General features: G+C 36.3%; 20 protein-coding genes. 12 read left to right on the forward strand and 8 right to left on the reverse strand.

Going from position 1 to position 20,583, the window contains the following annotated elements; all coding sequences use genetic code 11:
• The first annotated feature begins 50 nt into the window (after positions 1–50).
• The 3 genes from BMF77_RS06725 to BMF77_RS06735 all read left to right on the forward strand — a co-directional run bounded on the left by BMF77_RS06725 (position 51) and on the right by BMF77_RS06735 (position 4,433).
• A complete protein-coding gene (locus tag BMF77_RS06725; RefSeq protein WP_148761623.1) occupies positions 51–1,145 on the forward strand; it encodes an SMEK domain-containing protein in 1,095 nt (364 codons plus the stop codon).
• 338 nt (positions 1,146–1,483) lie between these two features.
• Complete coding sequence (locus tag BMF77_RS06730; protein WP_148761625.1) at positions 1,484–1,972, forward strand: DUF4079 domain-containing protein; 489 nt, start codon at positions 1,484–1,486, stop codon at positions 1,970–1,972.
• 106 nt (positions 1,973–2,078) lie between these two features.
• Complete coding sequence (locus tag BMF77_RS06735; RefSeq protein WP_148761627.1) at positions 2,079–4,433, forward strand: ComEC/Rec2 family competence protein; 2,355 nt, start codon at positions 2,079–2,081, stop codon at positions 4,431–4,433.
• A 130-nt stretch (positions 4,434–4,563) separates the two neighbouring features.
• Here BMF77_RS06735 and BMF77_RS06740 read toward each other — a convergent pair whose 3' ends face one another.
• On the reverse strand, positions 4,564–5,037 hold the full coding sequence (locus tag BMF77_RS06740) for a TspO/MBR family protein (RefSeq protein WP_148761629.1): 474 nt from the start codon (positions 5,035–5,037) through the stop codon (positions 4,564–4,566).
• Positions 5,038–5,194: 157 nt separating this feature from the next.
• Here BMF77_RS06740 and BMF77_RS06745 point away from each other — a divergent pair, with 157 nt between their 5' ends.
• Complete coding sequence (locus tag BMF77_RS06745; RefSeq protein WP_015079479.1) at positions 5,195–6,481, forward strand: glycosyltransferase; 1,287 nt, start codon at positions 5,195–5,197, stop codon at positions 6,479–6,481.
• Between the two features lie 60 nt (positions 6,482–6,541).
• Here the strand turns inward: BMF77_RS06745 and BMF77_RS28575 are convergent, their stop codons facing one another.
• The 3 genes from BMF77_RS28575 to BMF77_RS06755 form a co-directional block, all read right to left on the reverse strand.
• The gene (locus tag BMF77_RS28575; RefSeq protein ID WP_256369719.1) at positions 6,542–6,667 is read right to left on the reverse strand and encodes a hypothetical protein; all 126 of its coding nucleotides are present in this window, start codon (positions 6,665–6,667) and stop codon (positions 6,542–6,544) included.
• 52 nt (positions 6,668–6,719) lie between these two features.
• On the reverse strand, positions 6,720–8,105 hold the full coding sequence (locus BMF77_RS06750) for a cytochrome P450 (RefSeq protein WP_148761631.1): 1,386 nt from the start codon (positions 8,103–8,105) through the stop codon (positions 6,720–6,722).
• A gap of 73 nt (positions 8,106–8,178) precedes the next feature.
• Positions 8,179–8,967 carry a TIGR01548 family HAD-type hydrolase gene (locus BMF77_RS06755; RefSeq protein WP_148761634.1) on the reverse strand — a complete coding sequence of 263 codons (789 nt, stop codon included), beginning with the start codon at positions 8,965–8,967 and terminating at the stop codon, positions 8,179–8,181.
• Between the two features lie 145 nt (positions 8,968–9,112).
• Here BMF77_RS06755 and BMF77_RS06760 point away from each other — a divergent pair, with 145 nt between their 5' ends.
• From BMF77_RS06760 to BMF77_RS27210, 3 genes are all read left to right on the forward strand, one after another.
• Positions 9,113–9,466 carry a hypothetical protein gene (locus tag BMF77_RS06760; protein ID WP_235081973.1) on the forward strand — a complete coding sequence of 118 codons (354 nt, stop codon included), beginning with the start codon at positions 9,113–9,115 and terminating at the stop codon, positions 9,464–9,466.
• A gap of 20 nt (positions 9,467–9,486) precedes the next feature.
• Positions 9,487–9,723 (forward strand): DNA-directed RNA polymerase subunit omega, encoded by a 237-nt coding sequence (locus tag BMF77_RS06765; protein WP_015079483.1) that lies wholly within the window; start codon positions 9,487–9,489, stop codon positions 9,721–9,723.
• Between the two features lie 113 nt (positions 9,724–9,836).
• A complete protein-coding gene (locus BMF77_RS27210) occupies positions 9,837–10,205 on the forward strand; it encodes a hypothetical protein (protein ID WP_210422310.1) in 369 nt (122 codons plus the stop codon).
• An 87-nt stretch (positions 10,206–10,292) separates the two neighbouring features.
• On the opposite strand, the gene BMF77_RS06775 is transcribed toward BMF77_RS27210, so the two are convergent.
• The gene (locus BMF77_RS06775; protein ID WP_148761636.1) at positions 10,293–11,195 is read right to left on the reverse strand and encodes an alpha/beta hydrolase; all 903 of its coding nucleotides are present in this window, start codon (positions 11,193–11,195) and stop codon (positions 10,293–10,295) included.
• Positions 11,196–11,561: 366 nt separating this feature from the next.
• On the opposite strand from BMF77_RS06775, the gene BMF77_RS06780 reads away from it, so the two are divergent.
• The gene (locus BMF77_RS06780) at positions 11,562–13,058 is read left to right on the forward strand and encodes an HlyD family efflux transporter periplasmic adaptor subunit (protein ID WP_148761638.1); all 1,497 of its coding nucleotides are present in this window, start codon (positions 11,562–11,564) and stop codon (positions 13,056–13,058) included.
• A gap of 103 nt (positions 13,059–13,161) precedes the next feature.
• Positions 13,162–13,992: an alpha/beta hydrolase gene (locus tag BMF77_RS06785; protein ID WP_148761640.1), complete on the forward strand. Its 831-nt coding sequence runs from the start codon at positions 13,162–13,164 to the stop codon at positions 13,990–13,992.
• A gap of 187 nt (positions 13,993–14,179) precedes the next feature.
• Here the strand turns inward: BMF77_RS06785 and BMF77_RS06790 are convergent, their stop codons facing one another.
• Positions 14,180–15,553 carry a carotenoid oxygenase family protein gene (locus tag BMF77_RS06790; RefSeq protein WP_148766839.1) on the reverse strand — a complete coding sequence of 458 codons (1,374 nt, stop codon included), beginning with the start codon at positions 15,551–15,553 and terminating at the stop codon, positions 14,180–14,182.
• Positions 15,554–15,861: 308 nt separating this feature from the next.
• On the opposite strand from BMF77_RS06790, the gene era reads away from it, so the two are divergent.
• Together era and BMF77_RS06800 are read left to right on the forward strand one after the other, a co-directional pair.
• A complete protein-coding gene (gene era, locus BMF77_RS06795) occupies positions 15,862–16,836 on the forward strand; it encodes a GTPase Era (RefSeq protein ID WP_148761642.1) in 975 nt (324 codons plus the stop codon).
• A 16-nt stretch (positions 16,837–16,852) separates the two neighbouring features.
• Positions 16,853–17,386 carry a dihydrofolate reductase gene (locus BMF77_RS06800; RefSeq protein WP_148761644.1) on the forward strand — a complete coding sequence of 178 codons (534 nt, stop codon included), beginning with the start codon at positions 16,853–16,855 and terminating at the stop codon, positions 17,384–17,386.
• A gap of 1 nt (position 17,387) precedes the next feature.
• On the opposite strand, the gene BMF77_RS06805 is transcribed toward BMF77_RS06800, so the two are convergent.
• The gene (locus BMF77_RS06805) at positions 17,388–18,188 is read right to left on the reverse strand and encodes a tetratricopeptide repeat protein (protein WP_148761646.1); all 801 of its coding nucleotides are present in this window, start codon (positions 18,186–18,188) and stop codon (positions 17,388–17,390) included.
• A gap of 160 nt (positions 18,189–18,348) precedes the next feature.
• On the opposite strand from BMF77_RS06805, the gene BMF77_RS06810 reads away from it, so the two are divergent.
• Positions 18,349–18,648, forward strand: a complete 300-nt coding sequence (locus tag BMF77_RS06810; RefSeq protein ID WP_015079494.1) for a 30S ribosomal protein PSRP-3 — start codon at positions 18,349–18,351, stop codon at positions 18,646–18,648.
• 52 nt (positions 18,649–18,700) lie between these two features.
• Here the strand turns inward: BMF77_RS06810 and BMF77_RS06815 are convergent, their stop codons facing one another.
• Positions 18,701–20,443 (reverse strand): WD40 repeat domain-containing serine/threonine-protein kinase, encoded by a 1,743-nt coding sequence (locus BMF77_RS06815; protein ID WP_148761648.1) that lies wholly within the window; start codon positions 20,441–20,443, stop codon positions 18,701–18,703.
• Between the last annotated feature and the right edge of the window lie 140 nt (positions 20,444–20,583).

A 20,583-nucleotide genomic window follows, 5' to 3' on the forward strand; every position in this document is an offset into this window, starting at 1 on the left:
GGACGCTTTAGTTAGAATTGATTGACTTTGTAAAAAATTAGGAGAACTACGTGATTACTAGAGGTTATTTTATAGGTGAAATAATAGATGAACTAGCAAATATTGCTCACCAAGTTGATAACAGATGCAAGTTAAACTTAACAGACCTAAATAAATATCTTGAGGATTTCTTTAAAGAAATATTGAATAGATTACTTGATTTACACTTAGAAAATCTCAATAATGAAAGAAGCAATGCACCTGGTTTAGATTTAGGTGATCCTTTAAAAAGGAGGGCATTTCAAATTACATCGGAAAAAACATCGACTAAGATTAATAATACTCTGGAGACTATTTTAGATGAAGACAGAATGGCATACAGTGAAATTACTATATTAATAATTGGCTACAAGCAAACAAAATACACACCAAACGAAGAACTCTGGAATAAATTCAATTTTAAGAAAGAAAATATTTGGGATATAAATAAGATTTGCCAAGAAGCAATTATCCTCGATCTTGATACTTTACAATCTATTCATCAGTATATAAAGAAAGAAATTGTCAAGGTAAAAATAGAGTTAGAGATACCAAATAAAGAAGGTGAATTTTCTACAAGTATCAAAAACTATATTGAGCCAATCGCAAAACCGAAATTTCATGAAAATGCACTTAAAGTTTATCATGAATATCACATAACTAAATTGAAAAATGAAGGATTAGAAGCAGATGATTATTACTCAATTTATGACATAACACAGGCATTTTACTTTTTATCAAAAGAACTTGCAAAGCTACCTCGTATAACACGAGAATTTTACGCTTTTCTTCTTGAAAGGAGGGATGAAAATTCTTTAGACACATCAAGTAGTAAATTCTTTTATCGCTTTAATGGAGATAGACTGAAAAGAATCTGTAGATACAGTGATATTGATGGAGAAATTAGATTGCTTGCAAAGCATAAATTTATATATTGGAATGAACCTACTCCTATTCGTGAAGAACATTATACAGGATGGACTGAATCTTCATATCAAATTCGTATTCCGGGTAATGCTAAAAATTATACTTGTGACAATTTTATTGTAGATTTTGTAGATTTTATAGAAAATAAAAATATCGGTTATCAAAAACCTATAGTTAATCTTAACTTTAGTGATTTTTAATTTTTAATTGGGTAGTTTTAACAAAAAATCATTATAAATAAAATATTGAAACCTTTAACAAAGCTGGATTTCAAAATTAGGGAATTATTTTTTCCTCCCTAAATTGACAAAAAAGGGTTACGGCAACGGACAAGGTAGTTAGGACAAAATATAGGGTGTAATTCCCGCATAGAAGGTAATCCATATCCTAATCGTTATGATGACTGCTATACCTGAAATTATGTGTTGTTTGCTTTTGCCGCAATCATATTAAGGAATTAGAGTATGATTAAAAGCTAGTTAAATTACTTAAGCAATAAATAAGTTAAACTTGGTTAAGTTTAAGAAAGGTAAAGAAAATGGCAGATAAATTGAGTCAATTATTAGAACCGATTGCAGCTTGGTTTCGTTCCTTCGGTGTCCCTGAAGCGATTGTGCATTGGGGACATCCAGCGATGATGGGAATTGTGATTTTTGTGGTAGGGACTTTTGTGGGGGTGACGGGTTGGCGCGGAAAGTTGCTGGAGGGGAAGGATAAGGATGCAGCTATTCAAAGCCGTAATGCTCATCGTCAATTAGCTCCTTGGTTGTTTGTATTTTTGGCAGGTGGATATACTGGTGGGATTTTATCTTTAGTGATGCAGCAAAAACCACTGTTTGAAAGTCCTCATTTTTGGACGGGTTCACTGGTACTAATACTGTTGTTAATTAATGGTGTAATTTCTCTAAGTGGATTTTTTGGAAATAAAGCTGGTTTGCGTGCAGTTCATGCTTATTTAGGGTCTACAACTCTTTTGATTATGTTTGTTCATGCTGTATTAGGGTTAAATTTAGGCATTTCTTTGTGATGTTATTATTGCCAAAGTCACCAAAGATAAATTATATCTTTCCAAAGCAAGTTAAATATTGATGCTATATTTTCTGGTTTGGGCGCTTTGGCAATTATTTTGATTTATGATGCAGACGAGTGGAATAATTATCTGTCTTAGTTATATTTTGGGTTTGCTATTTACCGCAATTCCCTGGGGCGGTATATGGATTTTGCTATTGGGTGTGGTGGGAGCGGTTTTGTTTCGCCGAATATATACTAATTTGCGGCAATTTGCTCTCAAAAAAGAAAATGCCGTTACGAAACAGAAAACAGTAGTTAATAACTGGGCAGGTACTCCCCATCCTAGAATATGGTTAATAGCTGGTGTTGTGGGTTTATTGGCTACTGTTTATTTTCAATTCCGAGTCCCTCAACCGGGAATCAAAGATATTAGTCAATTTGCGGCTGGGGATAATAGTAATCTTGAACAATTGGTAATTGTACGCGGTTTGGTGGATAGTAATCCCCGGATAACTCGTAGTCAACGGGGACAATTTTGGTTAGCAGTGACTCAGTTGGATGAAGTTAAGAGTGTTACAGGATCTCTAGGGAGTAGCAAGGGGGTGACGGGTAGGTTATATGTGACTGTACCGATACTGCAATCTACTGGTTTATATCCCGGACAACAAGTTGCGGTGACTGGATTTTTGTATAAACCTACAGCGGCTTCCAATCCTGGTGGTTTTGATTTTCAGAAGTATCTGCGGCAGGAGAGGACTTTTGCGGGTTTAATTGGTAGACAGATTAATATTCTTGATGATGAACGTCCTTGGGGATGGTGGCAAGTTCGTGAGAAAATTGGGCGATCGCAAGCTCGTTTATTAGGTGTTCCTGAAGGTCCCCTTGTCAGTGCAATGGTTTTAGGTAGTAAAGCCGTTGATTTACCTTATGATATCCGGGATTTATTTGTCAGGACAGGTTTAGCTCCTGCTTTAGCTGCATCTGGGTTTCAAACTTCTCTAATTTTAGGTGTAGTTTTACAGCTAACAAGACGTACAAATAAAGCGACGCAGATTACCCTGGGTGGCTTGAGTTTAATTGTGTTTTTGTTTTTAGTAGGTTTTGAACCTGCGGTGTTAAGAGCGGAAATTATGGGTTTTGCGGCTTTGCTGGGTTTGGCTTTGGAAAGAAATGTTAAGCAGTTGGGGTCTTTGTTAATAGCGGCTACTTTATTATTGTTGTTTAATCCTTTGTGGATTTGGAATTTAGGTTTTCAATTGAGTTTTTTAGCGACTTTGGGATTGGTTGTCACTGCATCATCTATTACTCAACGTTTAGATTGGCTACCTCCTGCGATCGCTTCTTTAATTTCTGTACCTTTAGCAGCTACAATTTGGACTTTACCTCGATTGCTGGATTTTGCTTGTGTGATTATAGTTTATAGTGTGCCTCTCAATATTTTGACGACACCATTTATTTCTGTGATTAGTATTGGGGGAATGATTAGCGGTTTGGTAAGTTTAATTTCACCAGAGTTAGGTGGCACTTTAGCCAGTTTTTTATATTATCCTACCCATTGGTTAATTCAAATGGTGGAATTTTTCGATAATTTACCAGGAAGCCAGATACCAGTTGGTAGTATATCAATTTGGCAAATGTTGACTATCTATCTTTTAATTATTTTAGTTTGGTTAGTTAAATGGTGGCAAAAACGTTGGTGGTTTTCAGGTTTAATTGCAGTTGGTTTGATACTTGTTCCTAGTTGGCATTCTGCTAATAATTTGGTGAGAATTACTTTGTTAGATACTAAAAATGAACCTGTTTTAGTAATTCAAGATCGGGGGAATATTACGGTCATTAATGGGGGGAATGAAGGGACTGGTAGATTTACTATTTTACCATTTTTAAGGCAGCAAGGAATAAATCAAATTAATTGGGCGATCGCTAGTAAGTTTCCTGGTTATACCAATGATGCTTGGTTGGAAATTATGCAAAGTTTACCAATTAAGAATTTATATGAATATACTCCTAAGTTAGCAGACAATATTGCAACTCAATTACTACAAAAGGAACTGCAAAAACAGCAAGGAATCTATCAAAATTTAGCAGTTGGTCAATCTATAAATAATCCGACAATTACAGCACAATTAATTAATGATCAAGTACCGATTTTAAAGTTACAAATTTTTAATCAGAATTGGTTATTGGTAGGAAATATTAAGTCTCAACAAATTGCAGAATTGATTAAGAGTGGGGATTTATCTTCTCCCCAGGTGTTGTGGTGTCCATCAGAATCTTTACAGGATTTAGTTTTAGCACTCAAACCACAAATAGCGATTGCTCCTGCTAATAATCTAGATAGTAAAGTATTATCTTCTTTGAGTAAAGGAGAAACAAAACTTTTCTCGACTGGCAAAGATGGTGCAATTCAATGGACACCCAATGGGAATTTTCAAACTTTCATTCAGACGACAGAAAATAAATCTTCTGTTTTGTAATAAATCTTGATTTTGTTTCGCGCAAAGACGCTAAGGAGCAAAGACGCAAAGGAAGAAAGAGCAAAGAATAGAATATAATCTATTATCAAAAGTTGAAAGTCAAACACAAAGAGACTTTCAACTTTTATGCTTAAGCATCTTGGGGATTAAGACGACTCATTTGCCATGTGGTGTATGTACCTATGGGACTCCAAAGTAAATAGGGCAATAATAGTAATGCTGCCCAGATGGATACTGATAAGACTGCAAGTGTGATTAACAGACAAATGAGTAATCCTGTACCACCGAGGATTGTACCAGCGATGAGACTGCGAAAACGTAACATTACAGGGCTGTAAGCTATAGTAAATATCTCTAGTAGTAGGTACAAACCCATCATTAAACGGGTTATATCAGTATTTGGGCTGTGTTCCCAAATGATGTAAGCTGACCAAGCACCACAGATAAAAATTATAGTCCAAATCAGGGGAATTGCTGATTCAAAGGTTAACCATTTAGGTCTTTGTAATTGTCTAAACCATTGACTCTGATTTGGTGTAATCCAGTTACCAGCGAAGCCTACTAAGAATGCTATACTACCAATTATCATCCAAGATTTAATCATAATTGCTTTGGTGCTGACCTCGGTGAAAGTCTGACGCAATAATATTACACTAATAAAGTATTTTAAACATAGATCCAAACCTACTACAGTGATCTGCGTTGAATCTATGGGGCAGTTTTCTGGTATATATCATTATAAATAAGGAGAAAACACGATTATGACTCATTATGGCTTAATGTGTCCCGCCTCAACTGGACATTGGAACACAATACTACCTCTGGGAAAAGAACTACAACAGCGTGGACATCGTGTTACCTTAATTGGTATTCCTGATGCCCAATCCAAAGCACAAGCAGCCGGTTTAGAATTTCAAGTTATTGGTGAATCTGAATGTCCCCTGGGTTCAGCAAAAGCATCTTTTGATAAATTAGGAGAATTAAGCGGACAGAAAGCACTAAAATATACCATCTCTATTTTTAGAGATATTACTAATGTTACCTTCAGGGATGCCCCAACAGCTATCAAAGACGCAGGTATAGAAGCACTATTAATAGATCAAACTATGTCCTATGGAGGGACTATTGCAGATGTTTCTGGTCTTCCCTTTATTACTGTTTGTAGTGCTGTAGTTTTAAATCGAGAGCCAAGTGTTCCCCCCTTCATGACAAATTGGTCTTATAGTCCAGCTTTGTGGGCAAAACTGCGTAATAAATTAGGTTATAAATTATTAAATCGGGCTACTCGACCTATCACAGAATTAATAGAAAGCTATCGTCGAGATAAAAATTTACCTGCATACTTTGACCCAAATCAACGTTATTCTCAACTAGCTCAAATTAGTCAACAACCTGCTGAATTAGAATTTCCTCGACAAAATTTACCTAATTGCTTTCATTTTACCGGACCATATCATAGTGCAACTGGTAGGGAAGTTGCTGATTTTCCCTTTGATAAATTAACAGGACAACCCTTAATTTATGCTTCAATGGGAACTTTACAAAATCGGTTGTTACCAGTTTTCCAGAATATTGCCGCAGCTTGTCAAGAGTTAGATGCACAATTAGTAATTTCTTTGGGTGGTTCGGCTAATCCTGAAGTTCTCGAAGGAATAGCAGGAAATCCTTTAGTGGTTCGTTATGCACCACAATTACAATTATTAGAAAAAGCAGATTTAACTATTACTCATGCAGGAATGAATACCACATTGGAATGTTTAACGAATGGTGTACCAATGGTAGCTATTCCCATTGCTAATGACCAACCAGGAGTAGCTTCGCGGATAGTTTGGTCAGGATGTGGGGAAGCTATTCCTGTGAAGAAAGTTAATGTTAATAATTTGCGGACTGCTATTAAAAAGGTGTTGACGGAAGATTCTTATCAAAAGAATGCTGCTAGGTTGCAAGCAGCAATTCAGAAATCAGGGGGAACAAAGCGAGCAATTGATATTGTCGAACAGGCTGTATCTACTGGTAAGCCTGTTTTAGCGACAATAAAGGAATCTTGATCTAATTCCAAGTATCTGCCCTAATTCTTTGAATATCTTCAAACAAAGCTGACTTGAATTCTAATCCAAGTCAGTAAGTACCATTGATCTAGCTTCTTCTGCCTGCGTTGGGCTTAACACATCAGGAATGAGAACATAACCATTTCCTTCTATAATTTCGTATGTCAAACTTAAAACGTCTTTCATGGTAAATGCTTCCCTAACAACAGGTTATTTTACTAAAAAACTCTACCCTGAACTAACGCGCTTTTTGCAAAATAGGCTGATTTTTCTCTCTTTTCCCCTTCACAATCATTTTCACACCCCCACATGGACCCAATAAAGCCCCCTTCCGTGCCGGTTGTACTGGTTGAGTATCAGCCAATTCTAGATTCCAATTAGATAGCACATTTGCCAAGACAAGTTTCATTTCAAATAAAGCAAAAGCCATGCCAATACAGCGACGATTTCCACCACCAAAAGGTACAAACTCAGTAGGAGAAAATTGCCGTTCTAAAAAACGCTCTGGTTTAAACTGTTGAGAATCAGGATATAAATCTTCTCGATGATGAGTGAGATAAATACAAGGAATAACAATAGTTCCTGCTTCTAAATTATAACCCATCAACTCAAAGGGTGATTTTACCAATCTATTTAAAGCCAACATGGCCACCGGATATATTCGCAATGTTTCTGAACAAACAGCATTTAAATAGGGTAATTTAAAAATCTCATTCGCATCTGGATTTTCACCTAAATTATCCAATTCTTGCAATAATTTTGCTCGTACCTGTGGGACATGATTAATCCAATAAAGCGCCCATGTTAAAGAAGTTGCAGTAGTTTCATGACCAGCTATCAATAAAGTAATCAATTCATCTCGTAATTCAACATCACTCATAGGTTGACCATTTTCATCTCTAGCAGCCATCATCAAAGATAATATATCACTGCGAGATGAATCGGGTTTTTCTTGACGTTCCTTAATTTCCGCATAGATAACTTCGTCAATTTCAGCTTTTAACTGTAAGAATTTGTGCCAAGGACTCCACGCACCTAGATCCTTTTGCAAGAATGGAAAAACTAACATCATGGCTCGCAAAAAAGGTTGTTTAGGATTGAGAATCTTTAATAATAATGTCTTCAATTGCTCATAATGTGAGCCATTCTGTAAACCAAATACAGCTTTTAAAATCACTTCAAAAGAGATTTCTTGCATAGAATAAAGGATATTAAATGTTTGTCCAATTTGCCATTTATTAGTAACTTGCTGAGTAATTTCGCTAATTAAATCACCATAAGCCAACATTCTTTCTCCATGTAAAGGAGGAGTTAATAATTTACGTTGACGTTGATGAGGTTTCCCTTCTAATGCTAATAAAGATTGTCTTCCCAATAAAGGGGCTTGAACTCCTGCTGGTTCACCGGAATCTAACTGTTTGGTATCTGTGGTGAAAATTTGTTGAATCCCTTGGGGGTTGCTAATAAATATCTGCGGAGTGAAAACTGGACCAACTCTCAAAGTAAAAATATCACCATAGTTTTTAGCACATTCTTCCATATATCCCAAAGGATCTTTTAACCATTGATATGTCTGTATCCAAGGGTGGGTTTTTGGTCCATCAGGTAGTTTTAAATTAGACATTTTGATGAATTTCCTATGATTACAAATTACATGAATATCGGGTAGTTAATGAAAAAAATCTCATTTAATGAGATCACAATTCTAATTTAGAAATTGTCCTAATTGTTAATTCTTGGACATTATTCAACACTATCTTTGCCCCAGCTTGTATTAGGTTCTGTGTATAAGCTTCACATCCTTCTACTGTTTCCTGAACATGGGGAGGTAAAACTCCTACACCTAACCAAGTCCGAGAATTATCTACAGCTTTTGCTTTTTCCACAGTGTGCATATCTGCTACCGTATCACCTACATATACAACTGTTGGTTTTTGATTACTACCATTTTCTAATATATTAATAGTAGCAAAAAGTCCAGTCGGATCTGGTTTACCAGGTGCGTCTTCCATAGCAATTAAAACAGGAGATTGTAAACCCAAACGTTTTTCTAAAATGTAGTTAGCACTCAAACGAGTAGCACCACTAAAAAAACCCCAAGCAATACCAGATTTTGTTAACTCTTCAAAATAACTCGGCTGTGCTAATAAAGGTTCATGACAAATATAGCCATTCCAATTTTTGGTATCTGTACCGCGATAACGGCTTTGAAAATAAGTAACTATGTTGGCATAATCTAATTGTATTTCTTGTCGCTGCTGTCCTTGACTGATAAAATGACGGTAAATTAATTCCTGGGAGGCTTCCCAATCGTTATTCCAAATTCCTTCAGATTTGAGGTGATCAATGTCTACAGGTGTGGGACGATAGGCTTGGGTAGTGAAATACTCTACTGTATCGGAGATAGCGCGACGATATGAACCGCTCACGTCACGGATAACCCCGTCTATATCAAATATAACTATTGCTTTTGTGTTTTCGGTCATGGAAGAAATTGGCAAAGGATGATTTATAAAATTCTATAGTAATCCTATTTGATTTTTTCAGCAGCGTCATGCCTCAAAATAAAAGAGATCCCCAGATAAAAAGTAACAATGCTGATATAATAGACCTACAATTTTGATTAAATCAGTGGCAAACAACATAAAAATGGTAACTATCGTTGTCCTGATTAATATCCTTATTTCCCTCATGCTCCTTTATCTAGCTCAACAATTACGAAAAGCAAAAGATACTTTAGCATTTATAACAGATACATTTAATCAATATGAACGTGCTAGTTATGCAGCCCTACATACAGTACCAGATAATATTTATATTGGTAAAGAAAAAATTCGCAATCTCCGATTAGAGAACCAAATACTTAAACAGCAAATTCAACAAATGCGCCAAATTCTTAGTTTGATTCTCTTAGTTAGGCAAATTTCCCAAGGATCATTTTCCTTTCCATCTCTAAAATTGAAAAATCCGAGTAAACTGGGATAGAATCTCCAGAGTTATCAATTATGCTTAAGCGTTCTAAGTTCGAGACAACTCAGTCTCAAATCATGCACCGTGCAGAAGAATTAATTAGTGCTGCATCAAATCGCTATCGCATTACGGTACAAGTTGCAAATCGTGCTAAACGGCGACGTTATGAAGATTTTGAAAATAACGAAGATTCCATAATGAAGCCTGTTCTCAGAGCAATTATCGAAATGTCTGATGAATTAAATCAGCCAGAAATTATTGGGGAACTATAAAAGGTAAACTAATCACCGTCATACCTGTAAAGGGTTTGGCGGTATTTTGGATAATGAAGAAAATACTAATTTATTTTGAGTCTTCATGATTAAAATATTTTACTTTACTAGATATGACGGATAAAAATTTAGAAGCTTTAATCGTCAAAATTGTCAAAAAGGTAATTAGAAAAGAGATCAAAAATCAAAATCAGGATAATTTGCCAATTGTCTTGGCTGATTCTAATTCTCCATTAGATAATTGGCAAAATGCAAATGCTACAGAAGAATTGATTGATGATTTGGAGATTAGTCCTTATACCAGATTACCTGATAAAGAAGATATAGAGCTTGAGCGTAAATTACGAGAACTCAAGTTTAAACAAGAATTGAGAAAAGATTGGATTTCCTTTTTAGTGAAAGATGTAATTGTTTATTCTGCAACTACAATTTTCATTTTTACACTTGCTGGCTTTTATCTATTTCGTATTCGTAGCCATTAGACATCTATGAAATATAAATGTGTATTTTTTGAAATTCTTATAGAGACGTTATTTGGAACATCTCTATTTTAAATTATTTACCGCCTATTATTGATTATTCATTGATTTTAATGGTACTACCGCAGCAGGTAAATGTTTATCCATCCAATTAACTAAATCAGTGATTACCTCAACATAATTAATATCGTAGTGTAAATCATGATAGCCTCCAGGGTACTCAATTCTTAACTTGTCTGGATAGGTAACATTTTGATAAAAAGTTTCACTTCCTGCTGGTAAAGCGATTCTATCAGCACCACCATGTAAAATTAATAGAGGTATTTGCCATTTTTCAGCGTGAGTATGAATCCAATCTACTGTAGTAAAAAACTCTGTAGATAACCTAGCAGTAGCGAGAGTATGGCGTAATTTATCTTGAGTATAGGAATTTAAAATTTTCTGATCTCGTGAACCTGCGCTAAAATCCAAGCCAATATTCAAGGAAAAACGCGGCCACACCTGGGAGAGTAACTTACCTAAAACTACACGACTCAGCGGTACTCCTACTTGACCAATACTGGGTGCAAAAGCAATCACACCTGACAACTCAGATTTATTTTGTACATAATGAAGAGTATAATCTAATGCAATCACTCCCCCCATACTATGTCCCAATAGAAAAATTGGGCATCCTGGTTGTTGTTGTTGAATCAAATTGAGGAAACTTTGCAAGTCATTACGAAATTCTGCCCAGGTATTAATATAACCTCTTTGACCAGATGAACGTCCGTGACCACGTAAATCAAAACCATAGATAGCATATTCTTTCGGTAACAAATGCTCAACTATGGTCTTGTAAAGTCCGCTGTGTCCTCCGAGTCCATGGACAATGGCTAAGATTCCTTTGACTTCACCTCCAGGATGCCAGCTTTGGTAATACAAATCAAGTCCACCCACACCTGGAAATTTGCCTTCTTGACGAGATGCAATTGTATCGCTGTGATCAATCATAAAGTTAATTTTTACTTCCTTCGCCAGTAAGCTACTAGCTCATTAACGTATATTGTAGATAAAATTGCTTCTAACTGTAGGAAGAAATACAGATAATTTCTCTAAAAATTATTATGTATAGAATAGATCCCCGACTTCTTCAAGAAGTCGGGGATCTGGATAAAGTAGTGACTTACATGACAATATTTGATATTGAAATAGATTAATATTAAACATTTAGTAATTAGTTATTGCTCATATTAATTCTTAATGCAGCTTCACAAAATTACCAGATTAAGCCTTTTTTCCTTGAGAAATTAGTTTTATCAGGCTTACATGAAATTGGGATCACTCAATAAAAAAAACAACTAACAAAACCGACAAATTATGAAATTTTCCCTAGCTGCAAATGCTGTGCAAGCGCGTCAAACGAAAGAGAGATTTGCTAAACCAGAAGAACAATTATCCTATGAATTGGGCAAAGCTGTACAGGAATTACCACCGCTTTATACAAGATTGTTAGCGGGAACAATTAGTTTTATTATATTGGGGACAATTTCCTGGGCGCATTTTTCAGAAATTGATGAAGTAGCGACAGCAACAGGAGAATTAATTGCTTCCACTCAAGTTAGACCAGTGACAGCTTTGGGTAATGGTTCTATTTTAGCAGTGAAAGTGAAAGAAGGCGATCGCGTGACTAAAGATCAAATTCTCATTCAACGTGACCCCAATTTTCAACAAACTGATGTTAACCGTCTAGCTAAATCTAGTAAATTAATTGAGGATGATTTACAAAGATTACAAGCTGAACGTTCTGGAGGAAAAACTGCGGGAACAATTTTGCAAGATGAACTTTTAAACTCCCGGTTATTAGACTATAAAGCCAAACAAGCAGCAGCAGCAGCAGAAGCCAACCGACAACAATCAATACTTAATCAAGCCAAAGTTAGGTTGAGTCGCTTACAAGAAAATTTGGCAAATGCTAAAGTCAGTTTTACCAATGTTCAAAAAAACTTAGAGAATGTCAAAAGTCTCCGTTCTATGTTAGATAATAATTTATCTATTGCTCAACAACGAGAAGAAAATCTTCGTACCTTGGTTGAACCAGGGGCTTTAACGAGAGTTGATTATCTGGATGCTAAAGAAAGATTAAATCGTGCCAATGCAGATATTATCAGAAATTCCGATGAAATTACTAAAAATCAAAATAATTTAACAGAAGCGAAAGATAAAATTGCTTCTTTAGAAAAAGACGCGGCTGCTCAATTTCAAGAAATTAATCAAGCAGAACAGGCTTATCAAACAGCGCGTAATCAAAATATCCGGTTAACCTCAGAACGTCAAAGTGAAATTCTCACCCAAATCAACAAACGCAAAGAAGAATTAACTACTGTTGCTGGTCAATTAGAACAAGCTAGACAACAAAAAGACGGAGAAACTATCAAAGCTCCGGTTGCCGGCACAATTTACAAAATTAAAGCTACCAAAGGTCCAGTCCAATCTGGAGAAGAACTACTATCAATTTTACCAGAAGGAGAAGAAATGCTCCTAGAAGTAAAAGTTCTTAACCGTGATATTGGTTTTATTAATCAGGGAATGAAAGCAAAAGTCAAAATCGCCACTTTTCCCTTTCAGGAATTTGGTGTAGTTGAAGGTGAAGTATTACAAATCAGTCCCAATGCCATAATTGATAAAGAATTAGGTTTGGTTTTTCCAACAAGGATTAAGTTAAGTAAACATTCTTTGAATGTGCGCGGACAACAGGTAGAATTTAATCCAGGTATGGCTGCTAACGCCGAAATTGTTACCCGGCAAAAATCGGTTTTAACATTCATTGTTGAACCAATTACTCGACGGTTTAGTGAGGCATTTTCCGTGAGATAATGGACACAAATCATCTAAGGATGATTAAAGACAGGAGTTTTTGTTTAAATGCAGTTTTCCTGTCTTCCTTCTTTTGCATCTGAGCGCGAAATAGAAATAAGATATGGATAAACAGCAATTTAAAAAACTACTTATTGGTGATTTAACCTGGAAGCGAATGTTAAAATCTCTAATTTTTATTTACGCATTTTTTGCTGTCTATGTTTATTTTCGTGCTGACAGCATGATTTTTGTGCCTCAACCATCTAGTTATCAAGATAATCAAGATATTCTCAAAATAAAAACTGGAGATGATAAAAATATTTCGGCAATTTATTTACGAAATCCTCAAGCTAAATACACTATTCTTTATGCTCATGGTAATGCTGAAGATTTGGGATATATTAAATCACGGTTAGAAAAAATCCGAGATTTGGGTTTTAGTGTCTTTGCTTATGATTATCGGGGTTATGGAACAAGTGAAGGAACTCCTACAGAAAAAGCTGCTTATCAAGACATTAATACTGCTTACAATTATTTAACTCAAACTTTAAAAGTTCCTCCCCAAAAAATTATAGTATTTGGGCGTTCCATTGGTGGTGGTTCAGCCGTAGATTTAGCATCAAAAAAACCTGTAGGTGGGTTAATAGTTGAAAGTAGCTTTACTTCTATTTTTCGGGTAGTTGTTCCTGTGCCACTTCTACTTTTTGATAAATTTACTAATTTCGACAAAATCAAAAAAGTCAAATGTCCAGTTTTGATCATTCATGGTAAAACTGACGAAATTATTCCTTTTAGTCATGGAGAAAAATTATTTACTGCTGTATCATCTCCCAAACTTTCTTTTTGGGTAGAAAAAGCCAGCCATAATGATTTATCTTTTGTTGCGGGAGAAAAGTATTGGGAAATATTAAAAAAGTTTGCTGATTTAGTTGAGAAAAATCCTACCAAGTAGGTTGGGTTACAGCACTTCCCGGTGTTATGAGGTACATATCAAGCGGGCAAGATGCCCGCACTACAAGAGTTTCATCATTCGACTTTATACCTCATAAGAGCGGAAACCGCTGTAAGCGACAGCGCATCCCAACAAAAGAATTGATAATGACAATGTTGGGTAACATACGTCAACCCAACCTACTCAATTAGGAAATCCAAATACCGTGGAATCCATAGGGTACACGTTGAGGAATCATTACCCGCGCTATCGGTTCGCTGGTGATATCTTGCGCGTTGATAACTACGAGTTCTGATGTTTGGGAATTTTCATCATAAATAAATGTTACCAGCCATCCTTTGTCTTCTACTGTGGAATTAGGATCTGGTGCAAATACTGCTTCTCCCCCATAACGATTTTTGCCAAATTCATGGGTTTGGGATGTAGCATTTTCAAAATCGTATTTGATTACACCACCAAATAAGGGATTTGGATTATTTGCCATTTTTCCCACATAGCCATATTGGGTTTTTCTCCCCAACAGGTTTTCATTGACACGGGGAAATTCTCCCGGTACATCATCTAGTTGTTCTTCTGTGACTGCACCTGTGCTAAGGTTAAAACGCCAACGGTGTAAAAAAGGAATGTCTCCTTTTTTGTCACGGTGTGTATCCTGGGAAATCAGGACATTAGTGGAATTCATGCGACAAGCGATAAGAATCACTTCGTCTCCCGCTTCATAAGCGTTGAGGGTGTGGAAGACATAGCAGGGAGGACATTCAAACCAGCGAATATTGCTGTTGTCACCATGACGAGGCATTATACCAAACCGACTGGGGCGATCGCTCTCAAACATCATCATCGCTTCTCCCCGCATCATTCGTTCCGCACTAAATGTCAGAGGTAAATCCATGAAAATGGTATAATTTTCCGTAATGGCGAAATCGTGCATCATTACCGCTGTGGGTATTTCTATGGGTACTGTTCGTAATAACTCACCTTGGGCGGAAACTACGCCATATTGTAGATAAGGTGGTCTAAAACCGTAACCAAAAAACATCATTTCCCCCGTAACTGGATCTACCTTGGGATGGGCGGTAAAGGCGGAAATTAGTTTACCATTATAGGTATGTTCCCCAATAGTTGCTAAGTCAGCAGTGTTGATGTGATGAGGCGCACCTCCTTCCCATAATGCTAAAAGCTGTTGATTGTGCCATACGAGGGCTGTATTAGCGGTATTTTTCCCCGGTCCGTGGGGGTTGTCCATTTGCGGTGGTTCTAAAAGTCCACTCCACACAGCTTTACCAGCTTCATGTTCAATATTCCAGCCCCTAGTTCTCACATAGCGATTGTGATAAGTGGCTTTACCGTCGTTGATTTGTACACCATGTAACATTCCATCGCCATCAAACCAGTGATATTGACCAATGGGACTCCATTGTGGGTTCGGTCCATTGCGGACAAACATCCCTGATAATTCTGGAGGGATTTCTCCGATAACTTCCAAGTTGTCAGTGCTGACTTCTGTGTTTATGGGGGCAAAATTGCCTGCTAAATAAGGATTTACTGCGGTTGAGGCTATGGTCATAGTCAGTGAGCTAGATAAAGATACTGTACTTAATATAATTATGGTTTGCGATTTATGCTAGGGAAGACAATTTTTATCATTTCCATAAATATGCAATAATTAATGTAAGTAAGTCGGCCCAATAAAATCGATATATGTTTAGTTTTGTAAAAACCGTGAAACACCCTATTTATAAGGTATTCGTTAATTTATATTTCGTTACATAGATTGATTTTTTAACGCCGACCTACTTATCTTGGTGCTTAGTCTCAAAGAAAATTTCCATCAAAGTCAAAATAATCTATTAATCATAACTGTAAACAATGCAAGTAGAATCACAAGTCTCTAATATTGATAATAATATTTTTACTGATTTCGGTGGGGTAATGATTCCTCAAGCACCGGATGGGTTTAAATCAGGTTTTATTGGCATTATCGGCCGGACTAATGTGGGTAAATCCACTTTAATGAATGAATTAGTCGGACAAAAAATAGCCATTACTTCCCCAGTATCCCAAACTACTCGCAATCGGTTAAAGGGGATTGTAACTACAGAAACAGCCCAGTTAATTTTTGTAGATACACCGGGTATTCACAAACCCCATCATCAATTGGGAGAAGTGCTGGTAAAAAATGCGAAAATTGCCATTGAATCGGTAGATGTGATATTATTTGTAGTTGATGGCACTGTTGCTTGTGGTCCAGGCGATCGCTATGTGGCAGAACTACTAATTAATAGTCAAACACCTGTAATTCTGGGGATTAATAAAATTGATGAACAACCAGAAGATGCTCAAAAAATAGATGATAGTTATATTCAATTAGCTAATAGCTATCAATGGCAAAGTGTGAAATTTTCTGCTAAAACTGGAGCGGAATTATCGCAACTCCAAGATTTATTAATTAGTCATCTCCAACCAGGACCATTTTACTATCCACCCGATTTAGTTACAGACCAACCAGAACGGTTTATCATGGGTGAATTAATTCGAGAACAAATATTATTATTAACCCGTCAAGAAGTTCCCCACTCCGTAGCCATAGGCATTGATTTAGTCGAAGAAAGCCCAAAAATTACCCGTGTTCTCGCCACCATCCATGTTGAGAGAGATTCTCAAAAAGGTATTCTTATTGGTAAAGGTGGAACAATGCTCAAATCTATTGGTAGTGAAGCTAGACAACAAATTCAAAAGCTAATTGCTGGGAAAGTTTATCTAGAATTATTTGTCAAAGTTCAACCTAAATGGCGACATTCACGAGTGCGGTTAGCAGAACTGGGTTATCGGGTAGAAGAATAATAAATAGGGGTAAATTATGCCTTTGATTAGTCTCATTGCTGTCATTTCTGAAAATCGAATTTTATCAGACTCGACAAAAGAACATATTCATGCGGGTATTCCTTGGAATATTCCCAGTGATGAACTTTATTATCGGGAAACTATCCGACGACATCCTGTCATTATCGGGCGCAAAAGTTATGCCACTTTTAATAAACCAATTCGTAATTGTACAACTATCATTCTTACCAGAGACACCAATTTTCAAGCCTTTGGTTGTGTAGTTTTGCATTCATTACCAGAAGCAATTGCATGGGCGAAAATGAGTGAAACAGAAGAAATATTTATCGCTGGTGGTGGACAGATTTACACTGAAGCAATCAAATTGGCCGATAAACTTTATTTAACCATTGTTGAAGGTAATTTTGTGGGAGACATATACTTTCCTGAATTTGCCGATTTTGGAAAAGTCACCAAAGAGAAGAAAATGCAGGAAAATGGCTTTCAGTTTAATTTTGTAGAAATTGAAAAGTGCGTTAATGAGGTAACGTCACCTTCAATAACTGGCTAATTTATTGTAATTTCAAAAATCTATCTAAAGCTGCTATCATACTCGGTGGCCAGCGGCGGATATTTGTGACCCAATTAATATCTTTATAACGGGTATCTAGTCCATAGGCTGCTACCCAATTACTTTCCGCTTCTCCTTGATTTCCTGTCACCCAATAAGCGGCTGTTAAAGCGGCACGCATATCAGCAAATCGAGGATATTTACGGACTATATTCCGCATTTCGCGGATAGCTTTTTCCGTTTGACTGGTTTCATATAAAGCCAAGGCATAATTAGCTCTAGCAAAGGCAAAATTGGGGGTAATTTCTGTAGCTTTTTGGAAATCTAAAATCGCTTCTTGCCATTTCCCTAAACCTGTTTTAGCATTACCACGATTATTATAGGCCATAGCATCTTGGGGATCTAATTCTAATACACGATTATAATCAGCGATCGCATCCTCCCATCTTCCCAAACCCTCCAACGCCGTCCCCCGATTCAAATAAGGATCTGTCACATTAGGCGCAAGTTCTACAGCTTTGTTATAATCCATCAATGCGGATTGTAACTTATTCTGACTGACACGAGAATTACCGCGATTACTCCATGCTCCCGCATTGGTAGGGAATTTTTCAATAATTTCTGTCCAATAAGCCTCCGCTGTCACAAAATCGCCTTGATTCGTAGCTGCAAAAGCCTTAGTCGCTAATTCATCCCCTACTTGCAACTCCTCGGCGGTAATGGGTTGAGATTCTGCCATAACTGGTGTATTCCAGCCAAAAACCAGCAACAGACTCAGGAAAATACTAATTAGTTTAATCATCTAACTCTGACGTGATAGGCAACAAAATTAATCATATAGCAACAGCTAACAAAGAAGATTCCCAAATTTCTTCATTCATTGGTCAATTAGTCAAAGATTGAGTTAAAATAAGAGGTCGCAAACTAAGTAAGTAAAACCCGGATATTCCCCGGAGGTGTAATTGACCAAGTTCATTTTAAAAATTCTCTGGTTAGACGAAAACGTCGCCCTAGCAGTTGATCAGGTTGTTGGTAAAGGATCTAGCCCCTTAACCAAATACTTTTTTTGGCCCAGAAATGATGCCTGGGAAGAGCTAAAAAAAGAGTTAGAATCCAAACACTGGATTACAGATGTTGATCGGGTGGAGTTACTCAACAAAGCCACAGAAGTGATTAACTACTGGCAAGAAGAAGGCAGAAAACGCCCAATGGCAGAAGCACAGTTGAAATTTCCAGAGGTTGCCTTCACAGGTAGCGCCTGATGATTTTAAGTTGGTAATTGGTAGTTGGTAATTGGTGATTGGTCATGGGTAATTAAGTAAAATTATCACCTATCACCAGTCCCCTTTGCCACAATTTGATTGTCTTGTCCTTACTACCACTGGCAATCAATTTTGCATCATGACTCATAGCAACGCTAGATACTGAGTCTGTATGACCTACAAGACTAGCAATTTCTTTTTTTGTGCTGATTTGCCAAATTTTTACCGTTTTATCCCAACTGCCACTAATCAGCGTTTCCCCGTCAGCACTAAAAGCTACAGCCACCACTGACCAAGAATGACCTGAAAGTGTGCTAATTAATTCACCAGTGCCAACATCCCATAATTTAATTGTATTATCACCGCTACCCGTTGCCAAAATTTGACCATTGGGACTAAAAGCAACTGTTAAAACTGCCCAAGTATGACCGGAAAGAGTTGTTAATAAGTTAAATTTTCCGTCTTCTAATTGCCAGATGCGAACTGTGCGATCATAACTAGCACTTGCTAAAAGTCGTCCTTGGGGACTAAAAGCTACAGCATTTATTTGTAATTTATGCCCAGTTAAAGTATTCAGTCCTAAACCTGTATTCACATCCCAAATTTTAATAGTTTTATCCCAACTTCCACTAGCTAAAATTTGCCCTTGGGGATGAAATGCTAGAGATTTAACAGCGTGTGAATGTCCAGTCAAACTATGAATTTTTGCTAATGTCTTCACATCCCACAAATTCATAGTTTGATCATCACTAGCTGTGGCTAAAATTGTATCATTGTGATTAAAAATAACTGATGTTATAGCTTGAGTATGTCCGGAAAAGTTTGCTATTAATTGCCGATTGTTTAAATCCCATAATTTAATACTTTTATTATCTTCTCCACTGACTAATATTTTACCATCATGACTTAATGCCACAGTATTAATAGAACTATTGATTTGATTTTCAAGAGGATAGGAAAGTTGCCATAAAGGATGATTAATTGGGGATAATAAAGGCAAACAATGATCTTTAATTCCCAAAGTATAAATAAGTTGATCTGCTGATTGCCAGCGTTCTTGTAAATTATATTTTATAAGTTTATCAAGGGTTTGTCCTAGATGTTCGCTAATTTGATTGGTGAGATAATCTCGCCATATCCAGCTATTATTAGTAATATCAAATAATTCAAAAGGTGGTATTTGAGTTAGTAGATAAATACAAGTTATACCTAAACTATAAAGATCACTGGCAAAAACAGCTTTACCTTGTATTTGTTCTGGGGAAATATATTCTGGACTACCAACTAAATCATCTTTAGATTCGTTGATATTGACAAATTTCATTGCAGCAAAATCAACTAAAACTAGATTATCTAATAAATCTTGACTTTGATTTACAGTCCGCAAAATAATATTTCTTGGTTGAATATTCCGGTGAATAATTTGATGATCATGAATAAACTTGAGAACTGGTAATAAACTTTTTAAAACTTGCCAAATCTGAGTTTCATTAAAAACACCTTGCTTTGCTAATAAACTAGCTAAATTATCACCTTCAATAAATTCTTGAATTAAATAGTAATATTCATTTTCTTTAAAATGTGTGATTAGGGAAGGAATTTGCGGATGTTTACCTAATTCCGTTAATTTCTCTACCTGACATTGAAAATTTTCCAGTGTTTGATATTGAGATGAAAATTGGTGAATAACACAAGGAATTGGCGGAAATTGACTTTCATCTACAGCGAGAAATGTTTGACAAAATCCCCTTTTACTAATCTGCTTGATTAAATGATAATCTTCTTTAATTAACACAATTTATTTTCTAGATTCCTTTTTCTGTTTCTGGATGATAAAAATAGTTCCCATTGTAATAAGTAGGTGAACGGAAAAAAACCGTAGACGCGAAGCGGCTTCTCGAAGAGTAATATGTAACGAAAAGTAAAATCTCCCAA

It is taken from the genome of Dolichospermum sp. UHCC 0315A, from assembly GCF_008121535.1.
Taxonomy (GTDB): Bacteria; Cyanobacteriota; Cyanobacteriia; order Cyanobacteriales; family Nostocaceae; genus Dolichospermum; species Dolichospermum lemmermannii.

Excerpts from the sequence above, each read along its gene's own strand:
- BMF77_RS06730 (WP_148761625.1), top strand. The coding sequence starts at position 1,484 with ATGGCAGATAAATTGAGTCAATTATTAGAACCGATTGCAGCTTGGTTT.
- BMF77_RS06735 (WP_148761627.1), top strand. The coding sequence starts at position 2,079 with ATGATGCAGACGAGTGGAATAATTATCTGTCTTAGTTATATTTTGGGT.
- BMF77_RS06740 (WP_148761629.1), bottom strand. The coding sequence starts at position 5,037 with ATGATTAAATCTTGGATGATAATTGGTAGTATAGCATTCTTAGTAGGC.
- BMF77_RS06745 (WP_015079479.1), top strand. The coding sequence starts at position 5,195 with ATGACTCATTATGGCTTAATGTGTCCCGCCTCAACTGGACATTGGAAC.
- BMF77_RS28575 (WP_256369719.1), bottom strand. The coding sequence starts at position 6,667 with ATGAAAGACGTTTTAAGTTTGACATACGAAATTATAGAAGGAAATGGT.
- BMF77_RS06750 (WP_148761631.1), bottom strand. The coding sequence starts at position 8,105 with ATGTCTAATTTAAAACTACCTGATGGACCAAAAACCCACCCTTGGATA.
- BMF77_RS06755 (WP_148761634.1), bottom strand. The coding sequence starts at position 8,967 with ATGACCGAAAACACAAAAGCAATAGTTATATTTGATATAGACGGGGTT.
- BMF77_RS06765 (WP_015079483.1), top strand. The coding sequence starts at position 9,487 with ATGCTTAAGCGTTCTAAGTTCGAGACAACTCAGTCTCAAATCATGCAC.
- BMF77_RS27210 (WP_210422310.1), top strand. The coding sequence starts at position 9,837 with ATGACGGATAAAAATTTAGAAGCTTTAATCGTCAAAATTGTCAAAAAG.
- BMF77_RS06775 (WP_148761636.1), bottom strand. The coding sequence starts at position 11,195 with ATGATTGATCACAGCGATACAATTGCATCTCGTCAAGAAGGCAAATTT.
- BMF77_RS06780 (WP_148761638.1), top strand. The coding sequence starts at position 11,562 with ATGAAATTTTCCCTAGCTGCAAATGCTGTGCAAGCGCGTCAAACGAAA.
- BMF77_RS06785 (WP_148761640.1), top strand. The coding sequence starts at position 13,162 with ATGGATAAACAGCAATTTAAAAAACTACTTATTGGTGATTTAACCTGG.
- era (WP_148761642.1), top strand. The coding sequence starts at position 15,862 with ATGCAAGTAGAATCACAAGTCTCTAATATTGATAATAATATTTTTACT.
- BMF77_RS06800 (WP_148761644.1), top strand. The coding sequence starts at position 16,853 with ATGCCTTTGATTAGTCTCATTGCTGTCATTTCTGAAAATCGAATTTTA.
- BMF77_RS06805 (WP_148761646.1), bottom strand. The coding sequence starts at position 18,188 with ATGATTAAACTAATTAGTATTTTCCTGAGTCTGTTGCTGGTTTTTGGC.